The following is a 21,236-nucleotide window of genomic DNA, read 5'->3' on the forward strand; positions in this document are numbered from 1 at the left end:
TGAATTCGGGCCTACAAAAACGGCGCTGTGAAAACAGCGCCGTTTTTTATACGTGGTTGTGAATAATCGGGTTGCCGCTTCGCGCCAAATTGCGGGCAAGCTGCCCGCGCTCCAAAGCCGCGTAGGTTGGAATGAGCGAAGCGAATTCCAACATTCCGCAGGCGCCTCCTGACGGCTCCCCGAAGGGGTCAGGCTTTGGGCTCCAGTTTCGCTACCTTGCGCGGCTGGCACACGTGCACGGTGATCTCTTCCCGGTCGTGGTAAAGCTGTTTGGCCTGCACCTGAAAGCCGCCCAGCTGGTCGAGCTTTTCCTGCAGCTGCTGCAGGTTGTGCACCGCCTCGGCGTAACGCTTTTTCATCGGCAGCTTGAGGTTGAAAATGGCTTCCTGGCAGTCTTCTTCCAGCAGCCAGTCGGCCATCAGCGCCACCACCCGGGCCGGTTTTTCCACCATGTCGCACACCAGCCAGTACACGTTCTTGCGGCTGGGCCGCCACTTGAAGCCGTCTTCCCGGTAGTGCTTGACCTGGCCGGTGTCCATCAGGCTCTCGGCCATGGGGCCGTTGTCGATGGCTGCCACCATCATGCCCCGGGCCACCAGCTGGTAGGTCCAGCCGCCGGGAGCCGCGCCCAGATCCACGCCGCGCAGGCCGGAGGTGAGCCGGGTGTCCCACTCTTCCCGGGGAATAAACACATGAAAGGCCTCTTCCAGCTTGAGGCTGGAACGGCTGGGGGCATCGGCGGGAAAACGCAGCCGGGGAATACCCATATGAAAGGGCGACTGGTTGTAAGAATAGGAATAGCCCAGCATCACCCGGTTGTTGGCGGTAAAGAACAAATGCAGGGTGGGCCGGTTGCGGGCCTCGGCCCGGGTCAGCACGCCCTTGCCACGCAGGGCCTGGCGCGCCGGCACGGTGAACTTGCGGCAAAAGCGCGACAGCTCCTTGCCCTCGTTGGTGTCGGCGGTCTCCACCCGGATCTCGCCGCACAGGGGCATGCCCTCGGCGGCGTCGAGGATCGGGCTGATGCGATCATCCAGGGGCAGCTCGGTCAGCTCGGCCCACACCACCAGCATCTGGCGGGCGAAAATCAGCTCGCGAAACGGCAGCTTGCGCGCCAGCAGATCGCCGTCTTCCGGCTGAAAGCACTCATACACCACATAACCGCTGTCGTCCCTGGTGCGGGCAAAGCCGGGGCAGCCCATCTGCCCGGCCCGGTCCTGAATTTCGGCCGCCGCTTCTTTTTCAAATCCGGGACGGCAATATATCAACAACTGTTTCATTCAGACCTCATCCAGGTGCGGCCGGCCAGCAACAGGCACAACCAGCCCACCATCAAACTCACTCCCCCCAGGGGAGTCACAAAACCAATTCCCCTGGCGCCCAACAGCACCAGGGCATAAATGCTGCCACTGAACATCACAATGCCCAGCACAAAAAAGACGGCGGCGGCGTTCAGTGCCGCCGTGGTCCGCTGCTTTAACATCACCGCCACCAGCAGCAGGGCCAGGGCGTGCAGAAACTGGTACTGCACGCCGGTGTTGAAGGCCGACACCAGTGCCGGCGCCGCCACCAGACCGTGGGCGCCATAGGCCCCCAGCGCCGTGGCCGACAGACCGCACAGGGCCGCCGCGTAAAAGGCAAGATTAATGATCACGGATAAAGTTCCTCATGCTTGCCACCACCTGCGCCAGATTGCGCTCAAGGGTGGCGCCGGAGGCCTTGCGCGGCTTGAAGCCGTGATCGCCGTCGGTGATCCAGCGGGTGGTGACGGTGTCGGCCAGATCGTAGTCCGCCACCGCCTCTCGGTTGCCAAAGGTGTCCCGCTCCCCCTGCAGCAACAGGGTGGGCGTTTTGATCGTAGCCAGATGCTGGCCGCGAAAGCGCTCCGGCTTGCCCGGCGGATGAAAGGGAAAACCCAGCAATATCAGCCCCGCCGGGGCCAGCTCGTCGGCCACCAGTGATGCCATGCGCCCGCCCATGGACTTGCCCGCCAGAAACAACCTGGGATGGGCAAATTCACCGGCCAGTTGCCGCCAGCAGTCCAGCAGCACAGGCTCGCGATCCGGCGGGCGACGGCGGCCGTCGGCCCGGGTTTTCTGCATATAGGGAAACTCAAAGCGCACCACCTGAATATCGTCGCCGGCCAGGCCTTCGGCCAGAGCCTGCATCACGGCGTGCTCCATGCCGGCACCGGCGCCATGGGCCAGCAACACCCGGCTGGCTGCGCTGTCGGGGCCGTTTTTCAGTATCTTCATGGGTTCAAGCTCTTCTGTTTTTGTTCCTTCTCCACCAGGGCCAGCATCCAGTCGCGAAAGGCGGCGATCTTGCCAAGGCCGGCCTGGGATTCGTGACTCACCAGGTAGTAGGCGTTTTTCGACATCAGCACCTGCTCAAAGGGGCACACCAGGCGGCCGGCGTCAATTTCCGGCTGGGTCAGCACGCTGTGGCCCAGCGCCACGCCCTGGCCGTGAATGGCGGCCTGGATCACCATGGAGGAATGGCTGAAAATGGGCCCCTGATTGACGTTGGCCGCCTGAATGTCGAGCTGCTTGAACCAGGCCTTCCAGTCGCGCCGGGAGGTATCGTGCAACAGGGTATGACGGGTCAGATCCTCGGGGGTTTTCAGCGGCCGGGTGCCCATCAGCAGCATGGGCGAACACACCGGGATCAGGTATTCCGCGTGCAGCTTGTCGGCCCGCAGGCCGGGCCAGCTGCCCTTGCCGTAATAGATGGCTACGTCCACGTCGTCGGTGAGCGAGCCTTCGTCCAGATCCACCGCCTTGATGCGCACGTCAATGTCCGGGTGCGCCTCGCTGAAGCGCACCAGCCGGGGCACCAGCCACTGAATGGCAAAGCTCGGCTGCAGGCTGACGGTGAGCGCGCCCTTGGCGCTGCGCGCCAGCAGCCGCTCGGTGGCGTCGGAGATGGCGGTGAAGATGTCCTTTATCTCCAGAAAGTAGCTCTGCCCTTCCTCGGTCAGCAGCAGCGAGCGGTTGCGCCGGCGGAACAGCTTGATGCCCAGAAATTCTTCCAGCCCCTTGATCTGGTGGCTGATGGCCGCCTGGGTAACAAACAGCTCTTCCGCCGCCCGGGTAAAACTCAGATTGCGGGCGGCGGCCTCAAAGGCCTTGAGCGCGTTAAGCGGGGGGAGTCGCCGGGACATGCAAACCTCTGGCTGCGATTAATGGCTGTGGATTATAGGGGCCAGCGCCGGCGCATGCCAGAGATGACCGGCGGCAAACAGTTCATTTTCCCGCGCCGGCTGAGTAAACTGCATAACAACCTCTTGTTCCCTTCAGCCCCGGATTGCGTTCCCGATGATCGATTTGTTACCCGTTTCCCTGCTCGACTGGCTGGTGTCCGGCCTGGTCGTGCTGCTGGTGGTGCTCGTTCTGTTCAGCCTGTTGCGCCGGATCTGGCGCGGAAAACCGGGCAGGCTCTATGTGCAGAAGCTGATGTTTACCCCTGAAGGCGCTACCGCCCTGACCCTGCTGGAGCAGGCCGCCGGCAGCCAGCTGCGGGTATTTCCCTCGGTGCCCATGACAGAAGTGCTGGCGCTGTCGCCCGAACTTGGCAAGGCCCACCGTGAAACGGCCTGGCAGGACATGTTCGGAGAAAAGCTGGACTTTGTGCTGTGCTCCCCCAAGGAGCTGCGGGTACGCCTGGTGGTGGCGCTGGTGGACGACAGCCTGAGCCAGGCCGACGGCCGCCACCGTCACACCCTGCTGGCCCGCATTGAAGATGCCGGCCTGCCGGTGCTGCACCTCTCCCCCAAGGACTGGCCCACACCGGCGGAGCTGCGCGACGAGCTGCAGTCTTTGCTCAAACCTGCCGAAGCAGCCCCGCCCCTCCCCGGCGGCCGTCAGGAGCCGGTGCTCAGCCTGCCCGATGAAGAGCCCGACGACGAGCCCCGATTTAGGCTGTAACGACTCACCCGTAGGTTGGCGATGAGCGCAGCGAATCCCAACACGCAGACGACTGTAAAATGTTGGAATTCGCTTCGCTCATTCACAACCTACTCGGCGGCCAATGCAGGCTGGCAGCCTGCGCTCCATAATGCCTAAAGCCACAGCTCGCTGAGGGGCGTATCCGGGCTGTAGTGGTGGGCCACCTGTGCCTGCAGCAGCTCGGCGGTGGCCAGGGCGTCGGTCAGGGCATGGTGGGGCGCATAATAGGGCAGGTGATAGCGCTCCCGGCTGTTGGCCAGCCGAATGGACACCGGCTTGCGCCCGCGCAGCCGGTCCCACAGGCCGAGCCGGCGCGGATGAAACCGGGTTTCCAGCTCCATGGTGTCGATCACCGGAAAACGAATGTCTTCATACAACCGGGCCTTGAGCGCGGCGGCGAAAAACACCTGTTCAATGCGCCGGTAATGCACCACCACCACCCGGCCCGCCAGGGCCGACAGCAAATCGTCGAGTACCTGCAGCAGATCCGGCGCTTCCTTGACCTCGGAATGAGTAATGTGATGCAGGGCTACCGTCTCTCCCGCCATGGGCTTGTGCGGATTCACAATCCAGTGAGCGGCATCGCGGCAGCGAATGCGCTGCAGGGTAAAGGGCACCAGACCAATGCTGACGATGGCGTCCTTTTTCACATCCAGCCCGGTGGTTTCAAAGTCCAGCGCCACAAAGGGCACCTCGGCCAGCGGTGTGTCGGGTGCGGGCAGTCCGGCCCGGTAAAAGCGCTGCAGCCGGTAGTCCCGGGCGCTGCGCGCCCGCTCGTCAAACAGCGCCGGCCAGTCGGGAGCATGGGCCGGATCCACCAGGGATGAAGGTCTCAGGTATACCATAACGTCCTCAGGGCGCCCGTCCGGGCTGATAACGGAATTTCAGAAACTTCTGGGCCTGACTCAGGATCTGAAAGGCATCCTTGAGGTTGCGCCGCTCAAAGTCGGACAGATTTTCCGGCTCAATGTTGTTGTCGGGCTCTCTGCCCGCCTCCACGTCCATGGCCTGATGGCGAATGCGCACCGTGGCGATAAACTCCATGGCGTCACGCAGATCCGGCCCTCTGCCCCGGGGCAGTATGTCGGCTTCTATCACGTCATTGAGCCGCTCAAAGGAATTGCGCGCCTTGGAGCCCACCGCCAGCGCATGCACCCGGATAAGATCCGACAGCGGCGCCGTGCCCCGGCGCTTGAGGTTGATGGAGTTGTTGTGCTTGCCGTCCTGCTCCATCACGAATTCCTTGAAAAAGCCCAGCGGCGGCGTGCGCAGCAGGGCATTGCGGGCCATGCTGGCGAGAAAGCGCGGGCTGCGTTTTGCCCGGCGCAGAATAAGCCGGTTGAGCTGCTCGGCCCATTCCAGATGGCCGTAGACCCCGTCCAGGTCAAAAAAGATGGCGCTGTTAAGCAAAGAGCGGGCGCTGGGGTTGTCTATCCAGTCCATAAAGCACAGCTCCCACTCCCGGCGGGTTTTGCGCCACTCCGGGTTGGTGGCCATGATATTGCCGGTGCAGTAGCTGTAGCCACAGGCGGCCAGGCCGTCGCACACAAACTTGGCCAGAGCGGCGAAATAGTCGTTGTGAAGCTCGGCCTTGTAGCCGTTGTCGAGAATGATGGCATTGTCCTGATCGGTCACCACCAGTTGCTCATCCCGGGCCATGGAGCCCAGCGCCAGAAAGCAGTAGGGCACCGGCGGTGGCCCCAGCTTTTCTTCCGCCAGCTCCAGCAAGCGTTGCTTGAAGCTGCGCCCGATCACCGCCATGGCCGAGCCGATCATGTGGGAATTGGCGTCTTCGTTGACCATGCGCACAAAGCAGGCACGGGCATCATCGGCAATGGTGGCCAGCTCGTCGGCGTCCTGGGCCCGAAAGATATGACGCACCACAAACAGGCTGTTGCGGGATTCGTGACGCATCACGTCCGACAGCGCTACCACGCCGATGGGCTTGCCCCTGTGCAGCACCGGCAGGTGATGCAGGTTGTAGCGCAGCATGGTGAGCATGGCCTCGAACACGTACTGATCGCTCTCGGCGGCCACCAGATCGGTGGACATCACCTCTCCCACCGGCGTGCCCGACGGCAGCTGCTCGGCCAGCACCCGGGTGCGCAGATCCCGGTCGGTAATGATGCCGGCCACCTCGGCGTCGTCCTCGCCCCCCTCATGAAGCACCAGAATGGACGACACCCCTTCTTCGGTCATTTTGCGGGCGGCGTCAAACACGCTGGCCGAGCGGCCAATGGAGACCGTATCCCGGGAAATGAGCTCTCGCACACTGGAGGTCATCAGCTCGTTGGCGCCCTGATGGCGGGACACCGCATGACGCAGCCGAGTGCTTTCCCCGAGCTCCACAAAATCGGAAAAGGTCTCGTACTGCTCATAGAGCTCGTTGAATACCGACTCCGGCAGGCAGTAGACCAGGGTATCTTCCAGCGCCTTGGCCGGCAGCCGGTTCTTGTTGTTCATCAACAGGCCCATCTGGCCAAACAGATTGCCTTCACTCAGCCGGTTGTGCAGCTCACCGTTACGCCGGTAGATTTCCACCGCACCGCTGCGCACCAGATAGAGATCGTACACCGGGTCGCCGTACTCAAGAATGGGGGTGCCGGCCCGGTAATAGGCCACTTCCACCTCGGGGGCGATGCGCTCCAGCACCTCTTCCGGCAAGTCCTTGAACGGATACCACTGGCGCATAAAGGCCAGCACTTCCAGCTGCTCCGCTTCCATTACTCTCTCCTGCAAAGCGAAAAAAAGGCAGCACTGAGGCTGCCTTGATCATGAATGAAGCACCTCAGTCGCCCCTGGGCTCCGACATCAGCCCTTTGATCAGGGCCACACAGGAGATCAGCAAGACGATGGTAAAGGGAAAGCCGGTAGACACCGCCATGGCCTGCAGACCGGCCAGGCCGCCGCCCAGCATCAGGGCAATGGCCACCAGGCCCTCAAAGGTACACCAGAACACCCGCTGGGGCTTGGGCGCATTGACCTTGCCGCCGGCGGCGATGGTGTCGATCACTAGGGAGCCGGAGTCGGACGAGGTAACAAAGAACACCACCACCAGCACGATACCGATAAAGGAGGTAATGGCGGTCAGCGGCAGGTCTTCGAGCATGACAAACAGCTGCAGCGGCAGATCGGCCTCGGTGACCGCCTGATAGCCTTCACTTACCACCTGATGAATGGCGGTGCCGCCAAAGGCGCTGAACCACAGCATGCAGGCGGTGGTGGGCACCACCAGCACGGCGATCAGAAACTCGCGCACGGAGCGGCCTCGGGAAACCCGGGCGATAAACATGCCGACAAAGGGCGACCAGGAGATCCACCAGGCCCAGTAGAAGGCGGTCCAGCCCTGAGAGTAGTTGGCGTCTTCACGGCCAAAGGGCATGGACAGCGCCGGGAAATATTCAAAATAGGACACAAAATTGTTAAACAGGCCGGTGAAAATCAGCAGGGTCGGGCCCACAATGATCACAAACAGCAGCAGCAATGCCGCCAGCCCCATGTTGATTTCCGACAGCCGCTTGACCCCGGCATCCAGGCCGGCCAGCACCGACACCAGCGCCACCGCGGTGATCAGAATAACCAGCACCACCTGAGTGGTAGTGGTATCGGGAATGCCGAACAGAAAGTTCAGGCCGGCAGAGGCCTGGGAGGCACCATAGCCCAGCGACGTGGCCAGACCAAACAGGGTGGCCACCACCGCCAGAATGTCGATGATGTGACCCGGCCAGCCCCATACCCGCTCGCCCAGCAACGGATAGAGCACAGAGCGCATGGTGAGTGGCAGGCCCTTGTTAAAGGAGAAAATGGCCAGCCCCAGCGCCAGCACCGCATACACGGCCCAGGGATGCAGCGCCCAGTGATAGAGAGTGGCGGCCATGCCCAGACGGGTGGCCTCGGCGGCATCACCGGCGGCACCGCCCAGGGGCGCCCAGTCGGTGCGCACCCCGTTTTCCACCGTGGTGCCGGCCAGAGAGGTGCTGAAGTGGGTCAGCGGCTCCGACACGCCAAAGAACATAAGACCAATGCCCATGCCCGCGGCAAACAGCATGGAAAACCAGCCAATATAGCTGAAGTCGGGGGTGGCCTGGGTGCCGCCGATGCGCACTCTGCCCAGAGGCGAAAGGATCAGGCCAAGACACACCAGCACTATGATGTTGCCGGAAGCCAGAAAGAACCAGTCGAGGGTGGAGGTCAGCCAGCTGCGCAAATCACTGAACAGAGGCCCCACCTGGTTCTGAAACGCCAGGGTAAGGAATACGAAGGCCACAATGGCCAGGCCGGAGATCATGAAGACCCGGTTGTGAATGTCGAGTCCGAAGGGACCGATTTGCAGGGCAATGTTGTCCTGACCAATCTGATAATCCGTATCAATCGGATTGGCCTTGCCCTCGGGGGCGATAACGTCGTGATTGTCTTTGTCTGTCATTGTTCGGAATCCTTCCACCCTAACTTCATTAGAGCTGTAATGATACACCCGCTAAAGGTAACACAAAAAATCACTAACCTCTTGATTAAAAGGTTAAATGACCAATTTTCAATCGTTATGAAGCGAAAAACAACCCCGTAAAACCACGGCGCCAGGCTGCTTGTCATGGCCAGAAATACACTGTTGCAACCTGTGGTAACTACAGAATAGCGGAGAAGCCTGTCCTATGCCGGCGGCCAGCTGATACCGGCGGTGCCGGCGCTGAAACTGAGCAGGCGCTGCTCAGCCAGGGCCTGCCTCACCTGCTCCCCGTTGCCGGGATAGCCGGACCGGGGCACTTCTCCCACCTGTTTCAGCCCTACCCAGGTATTGCGGCCACTGCGCTTGGCGGCGTAAAGCGCCAGATCCGCCACCTTGAACACAGACATCCAGCCGGATGAAGGTTGCCGGGCCGCATTCCATGTCAGGGTGAAAAAACCGATGGAGCAGCTCTTGACGATCGGCTCACTTTCGGACCCGAACGGAAAAGAGTATACCTGCTGACGGATCCGCTCCGCCAGAACACAGCCAAGGCGCTCATCGGCATTTTTGCAGATGATCACGAATTCTTCGCCGCCATAACGCACCACTATATCTTCGGCGCGACACAGGCGCTGCAGCAGCCCGGCAAACTGCTGCAGCACCCGATCGCCGGCATCGTGACCATACTCATCGTTGACCCGTTTGAAATAATCCAGATCCAGCGCCATCAGCAACCAGCCATGGGTATCCGCCGCCTGCATGCCGGCTGCCAGATACTGCTCCATGTAACGCCGGTTTTTCAGCCCGGTCAGGGAGTCGGTCAGGCTGGCCGCCCTCAGCTGCTGCCGCTCCGCTTCCAGCATGCTCATGCTTTTCTCCAGCCTGCCGGCCATTTGATAAAAGCTGCGGGACAGCTGACCCAGTTCATCCTGCCGGCGCAGCGCCCTGCCCGGCAGTGCCGGGGCTCCCGAGTCGAGCGTTTCGGCCTGTTGTTTGAGCTGCAGTATCGGTCCGATCAGGGTCATTTTCAGAAAACCATAGGCGACCACCGCCACCAGCCCTCCCAGACCGAGAATAATGGCCATGGCGTAGTTCATCATGCGCAACATCTGGGCATAGAAAGGACGGTCCTGCCGAATGATCAGACACAGCTCCCGGGCCGGGTTGTTGAACAGGGGCATGGTGCCATGGACCCGGCTTTCGGAGTCTGAAACAAAGCTCACCCTGGTCTTTTCATGACCGGCTGCCGTCAGCTCGAACTCCACCGGCAGGCGAATGCGTTTGGCCAGCTGCTGCCGGTAACCGGCGTCCATAAAGCGGCCAAAGAACAGGACGCCACGGGCACGCCCTTCTCCACTGGATGGCAGCACGGCACTGGCAGCCAGCAACAGCGGACCGGCCGGGGTGTCCAGAATGGCGGTGCCGCCACTGGCAAGCACCCGGTTAAAAGGATGTGCAGGTGTCAGCCATGTGTGCTCCAGCAGCCCGCTGCCTGACAGCCGGGCGGCGGCCTGCGGCCCCGACACCCCACTGTTGATTATCCGGCCGTCGCTGCGGGTGATCAGCAGCAGATCGGCGCCGATCTTGTTCAGTTTGAGGCCAACCAGGTTGGATTCTTCATATTCCGGATTATTGTCCTGCACATAACGGTAGGTGTCATCCCACTCCCCCCAGTCGATGGCAAACCCCTGCAGCCGGTCCAGATCGCGATATATCGCCCGTTTGGCGCGTTCCAGATCCTGCTGGCGCGCCTGCACTTCGCTCGCCTCGAACTGGGGCAGCATAAACAGCCGTACGGTCAGCCAGATCGCCAGGGTAATGCCGGACAGGAGCAGACACAGCCCCAGGATCAGCTTGCTGCGAAGATGCATGATTGAACCCTCTCTCGGGATTTTTTACTGGAACTGCCAGAGTCCGGACTCAAACCGGAACGAGGCCAGGAAACCGCCCTCACTCGCCGCAGCATCCGTGCCGGAGGGGAAAACGCTGGTGCCCCCGAAAGGGCAATATTAGAAAAGACTAACATTAAAAAGCGGGTTATTTTTTACCCCAAAACACGGACTTTTTAAAGAAAAATCTTGATGTGGAGAAGGTTGTCCGGCCAGAGTCTGGATCAGGCCAGTGACGGCGATCACGACAGTATTGCAGATATTGCCTTGTCATCAGACGGCGCTGGTAGTTCTGGAGAGCTATATCCGGCTTTGTGCCAAATTTAGAAAAAACGATCTGTCGCGTATGCTCAGATATAATCCCCCTCCAAGATGGCTTTATCCAAGAGTAACCTTATGCGTTCATTACCGGCACTGACCTCATTACGCGTTTTTGAAACCACAGGCAAGTGCCTGAGTTTCACTCAGGCGGCAACCCAGTTGCATGTCACGCAAAGCGCGGTCAGCCGACAAATCAAGCAATTGGAAGACTATCTTGGGGTGGCGCTGTTCATTCGCCGCCATCACCACCTGGAGCTGACCGAGTCCGGAAAACAACTGCTTGCCAAGCTGGAACAGTCTTTCAACCTGATGGAAAGTGCGGTACAGGAGCTGCGGGATCCCAAACAACGGCAAAAGCTGGCCCTGCTGGTGCCCCCCACCTTTGCCACACGCTGGCTGGCCCCCCGACTGGCGAACCTGCACCGGCACTCCCCCGAGCTGGAGCTGTCCATTCACAACAGCGACGTCGACAGCAAATTGTTCGATTGCTGTATCCGCTTTGGCCGCACCGCCAGACCCAGCCATTACAGTGAGCTGATCATGCTGGAGCAGCATGTCGCCGTCTGTGCCCCGGAGCTGGTCGACCGGGCGCAACACCTGGAACAGGCTGCTGGCAGCCTGCTTCATATTCTGCACAAGGGTGAACGGCTGCCGGTGTGGCAAAACTGGCTGCAGGCCGCCGGCCTTACCGACCAAGTTGATGCCAGTCGCGGCATGGAATTCAGCACCCTGGATCAGGTGACCAATGCCGCCATCAACGGTGCCGGCTTCGCCATTATCGACAAACACATGATCAACCGCGAACTGCAGTCAGGTGCCCTGGTACCCTTCAGTGATGTCGAGGTCAGCGGCCCCTATGGCTACTGGCTGGACATCAATGCCGAACGCCAAGGGCTGGCCAAGGTCATTCGCTTTACCGAGTGGCTGCGTGCAATCAGCCCTGATTAACTCCCTCCAGGGTGAGCAGACACATACCCCGCCAATGAGTCACAAAAAAGCCCCGGCAAGCGGGGCAAAATAGACCTGAAGCAAAATCACGTACTACGGAAACAATCGAGGGTGATCAGTCAATAAAGGGAACCCGGGCCGGACGCGGGCTGCGCGCAATACGCTTGCCAGCAGTGTAGTCGTTGATCACGTCACAAGGGGTATAGTTACGCTCAATCTCGTAAAGCTCGTCTGCGGTCAGGGTCATTTCGAGTGCCGCCAGCGCACTGTCGAACTGGGCCGGGCTGTCGGCACCCACCAGCATGGAGGACACTTCCGGCTTCTGCAGTACCCAGGCCTGTGCCACCTGCGCCGGCAGACAACCACGGGCGTCGGCCACCTTGGCCACGGAATGTGCGATATCCCTGGAGGCCTGATCGTTGTACATCTCGGCAGTAAAGAAGTCGGTCTGGTTGCGGGTGGATTGCAGATCGCTGGTCAGAATGCCCCGGGCCAGCGGGCTGAATACCGACACGCCAATGCCCTGATCCATACAGAAGGGGATCATTTCCCGCTCTTCTTCCCGGTAGGCGCAGTTCAGCTGCAGCTGCATGTTAATCGGACGGGCCCAGCCGTTCTTATCACAGACCTGCAGGATCTTCGCCAGCTGCCAGGTGTACATGGTGGATACACCGATATAGCGAGCCTTGCCGGCCAGCACGATATCGTTGAGGGCACCCATGGTCTCTTCCACCGGGGTTTCAGTATCGAAATAATGCAGCATGTAGATGTCGACATAATCCATGCCCATGCGCTTGAGAGAGCCATCGATGGCATCGAAGATATGCTTGCGTGAGTGCCCCTGGGCATTGATGTCATCGCTCATGGCATAACCCACCTTGGTGGTGATAACCAGCTCTTCACGGCGGGCAATGCGGCGCAGCACATTGCACACCACTTCTTCGCCGGCACCGGTAGAGTAGAAGTCAGCCAGATCGATAAAGTTGACACCCATGTTCAGTGCGTGCGCGATAATCGGCTCACTTTCCTTTTCATCAAAAATCCAGGGTTTCCATTCCTTGGAGCCCATGTTCATGGTGCCGAGGCAGAGACGGGATACTTTCAGGCCGGACTGACCGAGTCTTACGTATTGCATGTTAAATCCTCAAAAGGTAATGGTGGAGCCAAGCCAGCCCGGCTCCATGCGTTACAAGGTTGAATCGTTTATTTCTGTCCCAGTCCCGCCAGCGGTACTACACGCCCGGCTTCGGCACCGGCTTCCATCTCGTCCAGCACGCTCGGCTTCAGCTCGACGGTCTGGCCGTTAACCTGGACCCGTTGCGCCAGTTTCAGAAAGGCAAAGCCCGCTCCCAGCACAATCAACATGCCCGGTACGCCCGACAGGTTGAACAGCATCTTGATTGCATCGACCCCGATATAACTCGCACTAATCCAGGCGACAAAGGCGATGGCGCAACCCCAGGTGGCCTTGACCCACAAGGGTGACTTCAGGTTTTCGGCATCTACCCCCTTGATACAGAGGCCACCGATGGCATCGGTATTGGAGTCGGCTGCGGTAATAAAGGTGATGAAACAGGCAAAGATAAACAGCGCGCTGAGCAGGGTGCTGCCGGGCAACTGATCGAACAGCACATAAATCACCGAGGCAAAGCCATGGTCTTGGTAGGCCTGGTACATGATGCCGCCCAGGGTGGTGTCGAAATACAGCGAAGAGCCGCTGAAGATGCTGAACCACAGGAAACCGAACAGGGACGGCAGCAACAGGTTGACGATAATGAACTGACGCACCGTGTAGCCACGGGCAATCTTGCCGAGGAACAGGCAGCTGAGCGGGGCCCAGGCAAACCAGCTGGCAAAGAAGGCCACGGTCCACCAGCCAGGCCACTGGTCGTTCCCGGAAGCGCCGGTTACCAGGTTGCGGGCAAAGAAGTCCGACAGATAAACCCCGAGTGATTCCACGCCCAGGGACAGAATGAACACGGTCGGACCCACGAAGAAGATGAACAAGGCACCGGTAAAGTAAAGCCAGGTGTTGATGCGCGCCAGCGTCTGAATGCCACGGTACAGCCCGGATGCAGCCGACATAATGGCAGACCCGATAATGGCAATGGCGATGATCGCGTACCCGGTCACGCTTTTCTCGATGCCCAGTACCGATTCCATGCCATCGCCGATCACCAGCAGGCCGGAAGTCAGGGTGGCGGACATGCCCAGCACCACGGAGAACAGCGCCAGCCCATCGATCACCTGGCCACCGATGCCATCCACCCGGCGGCCCAGCAGCGGACGCAGCATGGAGCCGATGGAAAAGGGCAGCTTGAGGTTGTGAAACGCCAGCGCAAAGGCCAGGCCTGCAACTGTATAGATGCTGTATGGGGTAATGGTCCAGTGCACGAAGATGGTGGACATGGAAAACCGCATCGACTCGGCGCTTTCCGGCGTCACTCCCAGGTACTTCGGCGGTTCATGGTAATGCAGCACCGGCTCGGCCACCGACCAGAACAGGATGCCCATGGCAATGACGGTGGTTAAGGAAACCGCAAACCAGCGGAACGGGGTCAGCATGGGAGCGGCCTTTTCGCCGCCAATGCGCACTCGGCCGATGGGCGAGCAAAACGCATAGGCGGCGATAAACACCATCAACAGGGCACTGAGATTAAACAGCCAGGAGAGGTTGTCCATGATCCCACTGTTTAGTGTCGAGGTGCCGGCAATGAAGTTTTGCTTGTCGATGATGGTGTAGATAACCGTCAGTACAAGGCAGGCAAATGCCGGCCAGAAGGTAATGGGTCTGATGTTTTTCATATAAATCCCTACAGCATGATTCACCGGTATGGCGAATGTTCCTTCAACTATTCCAATCGCCGGCAAGCATGCTTCAACAGGGAAAATTTTCAAAATGACATAAATGCGATCAACCATGACAAAAAGTCATAACACAAAGTCAACATGATATTTGTAGGGTTATCACCGGTATCAAATCGGAACGGGACATCAAGAAAGAGCGAAGCTCAGAACTCTCGGAACTATTCCAGGCTCCTGTTCCAGGAGACAAGGTAGTTATCATTCCGGTTTATATAAGTCGAAGGACCGAAGGTAAAAGTCCCGGGCAAAAAGCGGGCTCGCGCAGGCAGCCGCCGGCCAGAAGGCCGGCGGCTGTGAATAAACGGGCGTACCCGTCAAGCAGGAAGAAACAGGGATCAGGCGTCGCCGTAATATACCCAGACACCCTTGGTCTTGGTGTAGGAAGACAGGGAATGGATTGCCATCTCCTTGCCCCAGCCGCTCTGGCGGAAGCCGCCGAAGGGCGCGGCCAGGCCGTAGCAGCCGTAACGGTTGATAAACAGCATACCGGCATCGATTTGTTCCGCTACCCGGTGGGCGCGGGACACATCACCGGTATAGAGGCCGGCTGCCAGTCCGTAGGCGGTAGCGTTGGCCATTTGCACGGCTTCTTCCGTGGTGTGGAAGCGGGTACAGCACAGCACCGGGCCAAAAATCTCTTCCTGAGCAATGCGAGCTTTCTGATCCACCTCGGAGAAGATGGTGGGGCGAATAAAGTAACCGTTTGCGTTGTCGCCCTCGGTATCCGCATACCCACCGGCCACCAGCTTGGCCTCGCCCTTGCCGATTTCAATGTACTCCAGGATCTTGTTGAACTGCGCCTCGTTGCACTGAGGGCCCTGATCGACATTTTCGTCGAACGGATTGCCGCATTTCACCGCATTGGCCTTGGCGATCAGCTTCTCGAGCACCTGGTCATAGATGCTGTCGTGGATCAGGAAGCGGGTCGGCTCCGAGCATTTTTCCCCCTTGTGAGAGAACATCACGGTGAAGGCACGATCGATGGCGCCATCCAGATTCGGCGTGTCTTCAAAGAAGATACAGGGAGACTTGCCGCCCAGCTCTAGGGTGGCGGCCTTGAGATTGGACAGGCCGGAATTCTGCACTATCTTGCGTCCCACCCCGGTGCTGCCGGTAAAGGACACCTTGTGCACATTGTGGCTCAGGGTCAGCTGGTTGGCCATAGCGCCATCGGTCAGCAGCATGTTGATCACGCCCTTCGGAAACTCAAGCTCGCTGTCGATCAACTCCATCAGGTAGATGGTGGTCAGCGGCGTGTATTCCGACGGCTTGACGATCACCGTATTGCCCATGGCCAGTGCCGCCGCCATCTTGAGGCTGGTCTGATACAGGGGGAAGTTCCAAGGTGCGATCAACGCACAGACGCCAATCGGCTCTTTTACCGTGTAGTTCAGAAAGCCGTCTTCAACCGGCGAGGTTTCGCCATAGAATTTGTCGGTCCAGCCGGCGTAGTACTCGAAGATATCGGCGCAGGTGGGAATGTCGTCGGCCATGGATTCGGTGAACAGCTTGCCGTTGGGCAGGGACTCGAGTACCGCCAGCTGTTCGGTATGTTCACGGATCAGGCGGGCTATCTGGCGCAGCATGTCGGCTCGCTGGGTGCGGCTGACCTTTGACCAAACGCCGGACTCGTGCCGCTGGTTGGCAATTTGAGCGGCGTATTCCACCTGCTCCGCATCGGCCATCACAAATTCGCACAGCGCTTCGCGGTTGGCCGGGTTGGTCACTACCCACTTGTCCTGGCCGGTGCCGTCTACCCACTGGCCATCGATATACTGCCGCTTGGGTTGCTGAAGCCAGTCGTAGGCCCAGGACAGGGGAATGTTTTTTACAGAATCCATTTGATACTCCATTTCTGTTGCGACGATGGTTACATCCTGTGAGGACGTTTGCTGTAACGGTTCTCGACGAGAGTAGAAGGATGGCTTTTCGAGCACAATTGACATTAGGGTATGGCGACCTGCAAAAAACTCATCCTTCTTCCCTGATGCTTATTCCTCCAGGTAACGCCGGATTTGCTCCAGATCACCGCCGCTTTCCTTGTAAACACGGGCCGCGAACGAATAACCGCGTTGCTGCTTAAGCCGAATAAGTGTGGGAATCAATGTATTAACGTTATGGGCGTTACGCGCCAGATCCGGCTCCATACCGGCAAGGCAATGCTGCCGGAAGGCCTCCATACCGCTGGTCAAAACCGAGATGGCGTCGAGCAGATTACTGATCACCACCGACTGCCAGGGGGTGTAGTCGAGCTCACCATGATCCTGGGTCATCTGCACCGAGTAACAGCGCCCGCAGGCCTGCATGCAGCACTGGATCAGGTATTCCGGAATGGTCGGGTTGACCTTGCCCGGCATGGCCGAGGAGCCGGGTTGCACCGCGGGCAGGCGAATTTCGCCAAGCCCGGTTTCAGGCCCCGATGCCATCAGGCGAAAGTCCTTGGCAATGCGCAGCAGGGCCCTCGCCAGCTGGTCCAGTCCGGCAGCCACCCGGGCCAGATCGTCATGACTCTGGGAAGAGTCAAACAGGTTGTCGCTGTGCACAAACCGTGTCTCCCCCGTCATGCGGTTCAGTCCATCGATAACCCGGTTGAAGAAGGCCTCGGAACAATCCCCCTTGCGCCCGATAATATTTCCCCCCAGGTTGACCCGGTACAGCTCGGACGTATCCGTCTCCAGTCGTTGACGGTGCCGTGCAAGCTGTGATGAATAGCCGCTAAAGAGATCGGAAAAACTGATCTCGACCGCGTCCTGCAGGCAGGTGCGGGAAATCTTCAGCACATGCTGCCACTGCTGCCCCTGCTCATCGAAGGTACCGATCAAGGCTGCCAGCTCGCTATCCAGTCGCTTCATCTTGTCGATCACCGCCAGGTGGCAGGCGGTATTCAAGGCATCACTGGTCGAGTTGTTCAGGTTGACGTGATCATTGGGATGCACCGGCTGGTAGCTTCCCAGGGGGCGATCGAAGGCATGGCGGTTGGCCAGGTTGGCCACCACCTCGTTTACGTTCATGTTGCTGGAGATCCCTCCGCCGCCATGAAAGGCATGCACCGGAAACGCGTCGGTGGGTATATCCTCAAGCAGCAGGTCCACCGCCGAAACGATGGCCTGACCGATATCAGGCTCGATTTCCCCGATATCGAGGTTGGTCTGGGCCGCCAGCTTTTTGACCAGCAGCAAGCCGCGCAGCAGCTCCGGGTAGGCCGACAGGGGTTTCTCGCCATTGAGCGGATACAAGTCGATTGCCCTTTGCGTTTGCACCCCGAACAGTGCCTGTGCCGGCACTTTCAGCTCCCCTATCAAGTCTTCTTCTATACGGTATTGCCGCTGTGTTGTGGCCATGGATTCCTCTCTCCCTGAACTAAACGCTGAGAGTTATCAGAACCAAATACCTGAGCAAGCGCCAGTGATACTTTCACACAGAGGGATACGAAAAACTCATGATTCCACGAATATAAGAGGCACGTTTCACTCAAATTCAAAAAGCGGGCTCAATATTTCTATCTGAAGCTTTATCAGCTCATATGGATAGCGCAGATAGTGTGCTTTGACCTCCGGTCAAAACAACGTCTGAGTCACGAAATGGTCACGGTTTGGTCACGAAGAGGATTTGATAGAATTAATAATTGTGATTTTATTAGATGTAGAAAAGCAAAAAGCCCTTAGCTATCAACTAGCTAAGGGCTTCTTAAATGTGGCGGAGCGGACGGGACTCGAACCCGCGACCCCCGGCGTGACAGGCCGGTATTCTAACCAACTGAACTACCGCTCCGGTGCTTGGCTTGTCGCCTTAAGCAGGACGAATAATATGGCTGTCCGGTCCGGGCGTCAAGGGTAAAAATATCACTTTCGTTTATTTCGGTTAATTTTTAATCCCAAGCATTCAAAAATGCAGATTTAGTGGCCGGCTCCGGTGCCCTCAGGGGCGCCACAGGCAGCTTCCGCCCTTTTTCTCTACCAGATCCAGCCGGCTTTCGTGAGCCTGCAGCTCGCTGTCGTCCGCCCGGATCACTTTCAGCGGCGGGCGGTCGGCCGGCAGCCGGCGCAGTTCGCTGCCATTGCTGTTTTGCTGGCCATGGTCGGCATACAGGTTCAGCTTGGTCTGGCCGCCGGTCATCAGCAGGTAGACGTCGGCCAGGATCTCGGCATCGAGCAAGGCCCCGTGCAGGGTGCGGTGGCTGTTGTCGATGCCGTAACGTTCACACAGCACGTCCAGGTTGTTGCGCTTGCCCGGGTAAATCTGCCGGGCCAGCGCCAGGGTATCGGTTACCTTGCACAGTTCGGCCATGCGCTCGGGGCGGCCCAGCAGCTCCATTTCGTAGTCAAGAAAGCCCACGTCAAAGGGCGCGTTGTGGGCGACCATCTCGGCGCCGCGAATAAAGTCGAGAAACTCATCGACCGTGTCGGCAAATTCCGGCTTGTCGGCAAGAAAATCATCGGTAATGCCGTGAACGCGAATGGCTTCCTCGTCTACCTGACGGTCCGGCTTCAGGTACAGGTGCAGGTGCCGGCCGGTGAGGCGCCGGTTCACCACCTCGACACAGCCAATTTCAATGACCCTGTGCCCGACATAGTGGGGACCTGTGTCCATGTTCATGCCGGTGGTCTCGGTATCGAGCACCACCTGCCGCTGATAGCCTGATTCGGTGATCACTGTGTTTTCCTCCGCAAATTCGGCGGTCAGTATATCGTCTGCGCCCGGCCATGATAAGCGCCGCTGCGCTGGCCGCTCTCTCCGGCCTGTGGCAGACTTCGCCCTTTACTGCAGCAATACAAAGAGCGACACCATGAAACAGGTTCAGCTATTTACCGACGGCTCCTGCCTCGGCAACCCGGGCCCGGGCGGCTATGGCGCCGTGCTGATTTACAAGCAGCACCGCAAGGAGCTGAGCGGCGGCTACCGGCTGACCACCAACAACCGCATGGAGCTGATGGCCGCCATCAAGGGGCTGGAAACCCTCAGCCACGACTGTGAGGTGGAGCTGACCACCGACAGCCAGTATGTGCGTCAGGGCATAACCCAGTGGATCAAGGGCTGGAAGCGCAACAACTGGCGCACCGCCGCCAAAACCCCAGTGAAAAATGCCGATCTGTGGCAGCAGCTGGATGAACTGTGCCAGCGCCACAAGGTACAGTGGCACTGGGTGCGTGGCCATACCGGCCACCCGGAAAACGAGCGCTGTGACGATCTGGCCCGGGAAGCGGCCATGGACTCAAACAATCATCAGGAAGATGAAGGTTACTCGCGCTGACGAGCCATCTCCGGCCGTGCCACCGGCGCGGCCACCGGTTTCCGTTCACGCACCGGGGTGAGCGGAAAACGCCGCTTGCGCGCCAGCAATATATAGACCGCCGCCGGTGATGGCAGCACCGCCGGACAGCAACGCCGCTGCCACCGGTCCAGCCAGGGCATAAAGCCGGTAAAACCGATGTAATCCCGCTCAATCACCTCAAATCCCAGCAGCTTCAGCCAGTCTTCCACCCTGGCCGGCGCCAGCATGTGGCGCCAGTTCGGTAACCGCTGGCGCCAGCCTGGCCAGCAGCGGGCCAGGCCGGCGCTGCCGTAGGGATTGAAGCCGGTGAGCACCAGCCAGCCGTCGTCCCGCAATACCACTTCGGTTTCCCGCAGAATGGCATGGGGATGCTCGCTGTAGTCCAGCACATGAGCCAGCAGACAGGCATCCAGGCTGCCCGGAGCAAAGGGCATGGCGGTGGCGTCCCCCAGCAGATCCATGCCGTCACGTTCACGCTGGGCCATCACCACGCCCTGACGCAGGCGGCTGCGTTCCAGCGACAGTTCCGCGCTGAGGGCGTCTACCTTGAGCAGACTGAAGCCAAACAGCCCCGGCGCCCATTCATCCAGGCGCTGCTGCAGCTGCTCGGCAATATAGGGGCCCCTGGGCAGGCTGCGCCAGCTGTCGGGGGCCGGCTGTGGGGTCTTGCTGGCTGAGTTCATTATCCCTCTGGTAAGCTTTGGCATTCTGTCATGCCAAGGATTAATCAATGATGAACGTAACACCGCTTCGTGCCTTTAACGATAACTATATCTGGCTGATTGGCAATGGCCGTCAGGCCGCCGTGGTCGATCCGGGCGATGCCGCCCCGGTGGAGGCGGCGCTGGCCGAGCGCGGTCTTGAGCTGAGTGCCATTCTCATTACCCATCATCATCATGATCACACCGGTGGCGTGCGCGAGCTGCTGGCCGCCTGGCCGGATGCCACCCTGTATGCCCCTGCCGCCGAGCGCCTGCCCGCCCCCGGCGCCATCGCCCTGAAGGAAGGCGACACCGTCTCCCTGCCGGCGCTGGATCTGGCGCTGCAGGTGATGGAAGTGCCCGGCCATACCCTGGGTCACATTGCCTATTACGGCGCCGGCATGCTGTTTTGCGGCGATACCCTGTTTTCCGGTGGCTGTGGCCGGCTGTTTGACGGGACACCGGAGCAGATGCACCGCTCGCTCTCCCGTCTGGCCGCCCTGCCCGACAACACTCACGTTTATTGCACCCATGAATATACCCAGGCCAATCTGGCGTTCTGTTATGCGGTGGAGCCGGACAATACAGCCCTGCTGAATTACATGAAGGAAGTGGCCAAACTGCGCCAGCAGGATGTGCCCACCCTGCCCTCTGCCATTAGCCGGGAAAAAGCCGTTAATGTGTTTCTGCGCACCGCCGAGCCTGCCGTCCGGGCCGCCGCTCAGGTTGAGGCAATGGAGGAGTTAAACGAAGACTGTCAAGTATTCGCTGCACTTCGCCGCTGGAAGGACCATTTTTAACGAACTTGATTAAACTGCTCACAAAGCATACACTGGCCGCCGTTTT

General features: G+C 59.5%; 18 protein-coding genes and 1 tRNA gene. 4 read left to right on the top strand and 15 right to left on the bottom strand.

The genetic code is table 11. The features are described 5' to 3' along the window. Positions 1-188: 188 nt before the first annotated feature. From rlmM to DA373_RS05650, 4 genes are read right to left on the bottom strand one after another with little or no spacing between them, the layout of a single operon-like run. Positions 189-1,280 (bottom strand): 23S rRNA (cytidine(2498)-2'-O)-methyltransferase RlmM, encoded by a 1,092-nt coding sequence (rlmM, locus tag DA373_RS05635; protein ID WP_107851357.1) that lies wholly within the window; start codon positions 1,278-1,280, stop codon positions 189-191. Continuing rightward, positions 1,277-1,654 (bottom strand): DUF423 domain-containing protein, encoded by a 378-nt coding sequence (locus DA373_RS05640; RefSeq protein ID WP_107851358.1) that lies wholly within the window; start codon positions 1,652-1,654, stop codon positions 1,277-1,279. Before DA373_RS05640 ends, rlmM begins: the two co-directional genes overlap by 4 nt. Continuing rightward, on the bottom strand, positions 1,644-2,255 hold the full coding sequence (locus tag DA373_RS05645) for an alpha/beta fold hydrolase (RefSeq protein ID WP_107851359.1): 612 nt from the start codon (positions 2,253-2,255) through the stop codon (positions 1,644-1,646). Before DA373_RS05645 ends, DA373_RS05640 begins: the two co-directional genes overlap by 11 nt. Beyond that, entirely contained in the window at positions 2,252-3,163 is a 912-nt protein-coding gene (locus DA373_RS05650) for a transcriptional regulator GcvA (protein ID WP_107851360.1), read from the bottom strand. The genes DA373_RS05645 and DA373_RS05650 overlap by 4 nt, the downstream gene beginning before the upstream one ends. A gap of 154 nt (positions 3,164-3,317) precedes the next feature. On the opposite strand from DA373_RS05650, the gene DA373_RS05655 reads away from it, so the two are divergent. Continuing rightward, positions 3,318-3,926 carry a DUF2726 domain-containing protein gene (locus tag DA373_RS05655; protein ID WP_107851361.1) on the top strand — a complete coding sequence of 203 codons (609 nt, stop codon included), beginning with the start codon at positions 3,318-3,320 and terminating at the stop codon, positions 3,924-3,926. Between the two features lie 134 nt (positions 3,927-4,060). Here DA373_RS05655 and DA373_RS05660 read toward each other — a convergent pair whose 3' ends face one another. From DA373_RS05660 to DA373_RS05675, 4 genes are all read right to left on the bottom strand, one after another. Further along, positions 4,061-4,792 (bottom strand): 3'-5' exonuclease, encoded by a 732-nt coding sequence (locus DA373_RS05660; RefSeq protein ID WP_107851362.1) that lies wholly within the window; start codon positions 4,790-4,792, stop codon positions 4,061-4,063. 7 nt (positions 4,793-4,799) lie between these two features. Continuing rightward, positions 4,800-6,671 carry a putative nucleotidyltransferase substrate binding domain-containing protein gene (locus tag DA373_RS05665; RefSeq protein WP_107851363.1) on the bottom strand — a complete coding sequence of 624 codons (1,872 nt, stop codon included), beginning with the start codon at positions 6,669-6,671 and terminating at the stop codon, positions 4,800-4,802. A 64-nt stretch (positions 6,672-6,735) separates the two neighbouring features. After that, entirely contained in the window at positions 6,736-8,373 is a 1,638-nt protein-coding gene (locus tag DA373_RS05670) for a BCCT family transporter (RefSeq protein ID WP_107851364.1), read from the bottom strand. A gap of 224 nt (positions 8,374-8,597) precedes the next feature. Continuing rightward, positions 8,598-10,265: a sensor domain-containing diguanylate cyclase gene (locus DA373_RS05675; RefSeq protein WP_107851365.1), complete on the bottom strand. Its 1,668-nt coding sequence runs from the start codon at positions 10,263-10,265 to the stop codon at positions 8,598-8,600. A 414-nt stretch (positions 10,266-10,679) separates the two neighbouring features. Between DA373_RS05675 and DA373_RS05680 the strand changes: the two genes are divergently transcribed. After that, positions 10,680-11,552: a LysR substrate-binding domain-containing protein gene (locus DA373_RS05680; RefSeq protein ID WP_107851366.1), complete on the top strand. Its 873-nt coding sequence runs from the start codon at positions 10,680-10,682 to the stop codon at positions 11,550-11,552. Between the two features lie 115 nt (positions 11,553-11,667). Here the strand turns inward: DA373_RS05680 and DA373_RS05685 are convergent, their stop codons facing one another. The 6 genes from DA373_RS05685 to dnaQ all read right to left on the bottom strand — a co-directional run bounded on the left by DA373_RS05685 (position 11,668) and on the right by dnaQ (position 19,070). Beyond that, positions 11,668-12,687, bottom strand: coding sequence for an aldo/keto reductase (locus DA373_RS05685; protein WP_107851367.1), 1,020 nt, complete (start codon positions 12,685-12,687; stop codon positions 11,668-11,670). 68 nt (positions 12,688-12,755) lie between these two features. Next, the gene (locus tag DA373_RS05690; RefSeq protein WP_107851368.1) at positions 12,756-14,357 is read right to left on the bottom strand and encodes a BCCT family transporter; all 1,602 of its coding nucleotides are present in this window, start codon (positions 14,355-14,357) and stop codon (positions 12,756-12,758) included. Between the two features lie 395 nt (positions 14,358-14,752). Beyond that, a complete protein-coding gene (locus tag DA373_RS05695; RefSeq protein WP_107851369.1) occupies positions 14,753-16,258 on the bottom strand; it encodes an aldehyde dehydrogenase family protein in 1,506 nt (501 codons plus the stop codon). Between the two features lie 150 nt (positions 16,259-16,408). Beyond that, positions 16,409-17,758, bottom strand: coding sequence for a lyase family protein (locus tag DA373_RS05700; RefSeq protein WP_107851370.1), 1,350 nt, complete (start codon positions 17,756-17,758; stop codon positions 16,409-16,411). Between the two features lie 353 nt (positions 17,759-18,111). Then, positions 18,112-18,188 (bottom strand) — tRNA-Asp (locus DA373_RS05705). 147 nt (positions 18,189-18,335) lie between these two features. Continuing rightward, positions 18,336-19,070, bottom strand: a complete 735-nt coding sequence (dnaQ, locus tag DA373_RS05710) for a DNA polymerase III subunit epsilon (protein WP_107851371.1) — start codon at positions 19,068-19,070, stop codon at positions 18,336-18,338. Between the two features lie 133 nt (positions 19,071-19,203). Here dnaQ and rnhA point away from each other — a divergent pair, with 133 nt between their 5' ends. Next, positions 19,204-19,668: a ribonuclease HI gene (rnhA, locus tag DA373_RS05715; protein WP_107851372.1), complete on the top strand. Its 465-nt coding sequence runs from the start codon at positions 19,204-19,206 to the stop codon at positions 19,666-19,668. Here rnhA and DA373_RS05720 read toward each other — a convergent pair. Continuing rightward, a complete protein-coding gene (locus tag DA373_RS05720) occupies positions 19,656-20,372 on the bottom strand; it encodes a class I SAM-dependent methyltransferase (protein WP_107851373.1) in 717 nt (238 codons plus the stop codon). The genes rnhA and DA373_RS05720 overlap by 13 nt on opposite strands. Before the next feature lie 47 nt (positions 20,373-20,419). On the opposite strand from DA373_RS05720, the gene gloB reads away from it, so the two are divergent. Continuing rightward, positions 20,420-21,190: a hydroxyacylglutathione hydrolase gene (gene gloB, locus DA373_RS05725; RefSeq protein WP_198650244.1), complete on the top strand. Its 771-nt coding sequence runs from the start codon at positions 20,420-20,422 to the stop codon at positions 21,188-21,190. The last annotated feature ends 46 nt before the right edge of the window (positions 21,191-21,236 follow it).

Source organism: Oceanimonas marisflavi, from assembly GCF_003049725.1.
Taxonomy (GTDB): Bacteria; Pseudomonadota; Gammaproteobacteria; order Enterobacterales; family Aeromonadaceae; genus Oceanimonas; species Oceanimonas marisflavi.

Coding starts and splice junctions, on each gene's coding strand:
- rnhA (WP_107851372.1), top strand. CDS start 19,204: ATGAAACAGGTTCAGCTATTTACCGACGGCTCCTGCCTCGGCAACCCG.
- DA373_RS05690 (WP_107851368.1), bottom strand. CDS start 14,357: ATGAAAAACATCAGACCCATTACCTTCTGGCCGGCATTTGCCTGCCTT.
- gloB (WP_198650244.1), top strand. CDS start 20,420: ATGATGAACGTAACACCGCTTCGTGCCTTTAACGATAACTATATCTGG.
- DA373_RS05645 (WP_107851359.1), bottom strand. CDS start 2,255: ATGAAGATACTGAAAAACGGCCCCGACAGCGCAGCCAGCCGGGTGTTG.
- DA373_RS05665 (WP_107851363.1), bottom strand. CDS start 6,671: ATGGAAGCGGAGCAGCTGGAAGTGCTGGCCTTTATGCGCCAGTGGTAT.
- DA373_RS05720 (WP_107851373.1), bottom strand. CDS start 20,372: ATGAACTCAGCCAGCAAGACCCCACAGCCGGCCCCCGACAGCTGGCGC.
- DA373_RS05695 (WP_107851369.1), bottom strand. CDS start 16,258: ATGGATTCTGTAAAAAACATTCCCCTGTCCTGGGCCTACGACTGGCTT.
- DA373_RS05670 (WP_107851364.1), bottom strand. CDS start 8,373: ATGACAGACAAAGACAATCACGACGTTATCGCCCCCGAGGGCAAGGCC.
- DA373_RS05660 (WP_107851362.1), bottom strand. CDS start 4,792: ATGGTATACCTGAGACCTTCATCCCTGGTGGATCCGGCCCATGCTCCC.
- DA373_RS05675 (WP_107851365.1), bottom strand. CDS start 10,265: ATGCATCTTCGCAGCAAGCTGATCCTGGGGCTGTGTCTGCTCCTGTCC.
- DA373_RS05655 (WP_107851361.1), top strand. CDS start 3,318: ATGATCGATTTGTTACCCGTTTCCCTGCTCGACTGGCTGGTGTCCGGC.
- DA373_RS05700 (WP_107851370.1), bottom strand. CDS start 17,758: ATGGCCACAACACAGCGGCAATACCGTATAGAAGAAGACTTGATAGGG.
- DA373_RS05680 (WP_107851366.1), top strand. CDS start 10,680: ATGCGTTCATTACCGGCACTGACCTCATTACGCGTTTTTGAAACCACA.
- DA373_RS05685 (WP_107851367.1), bottom strand. CDS start 12,687: ATGCAATACGTAAGACTCGGTCAGTCCGGCCTGAAAGTATCCCGTCTC.
- rlmM (WP_107851357.1), bottom strand. CDS start 1,280: ATGAAACAGTTGTTGATATATTGCCGTCCCGGATTTGAAAAAGAAGCG.
- DA373_RS05650 (WP_107851360.1), bottom strand. CDS start 3,163: ATGTCCCGGCGACTCCCCCCGCTTAACGCGCTCAAGGCCTTTGAGGCC.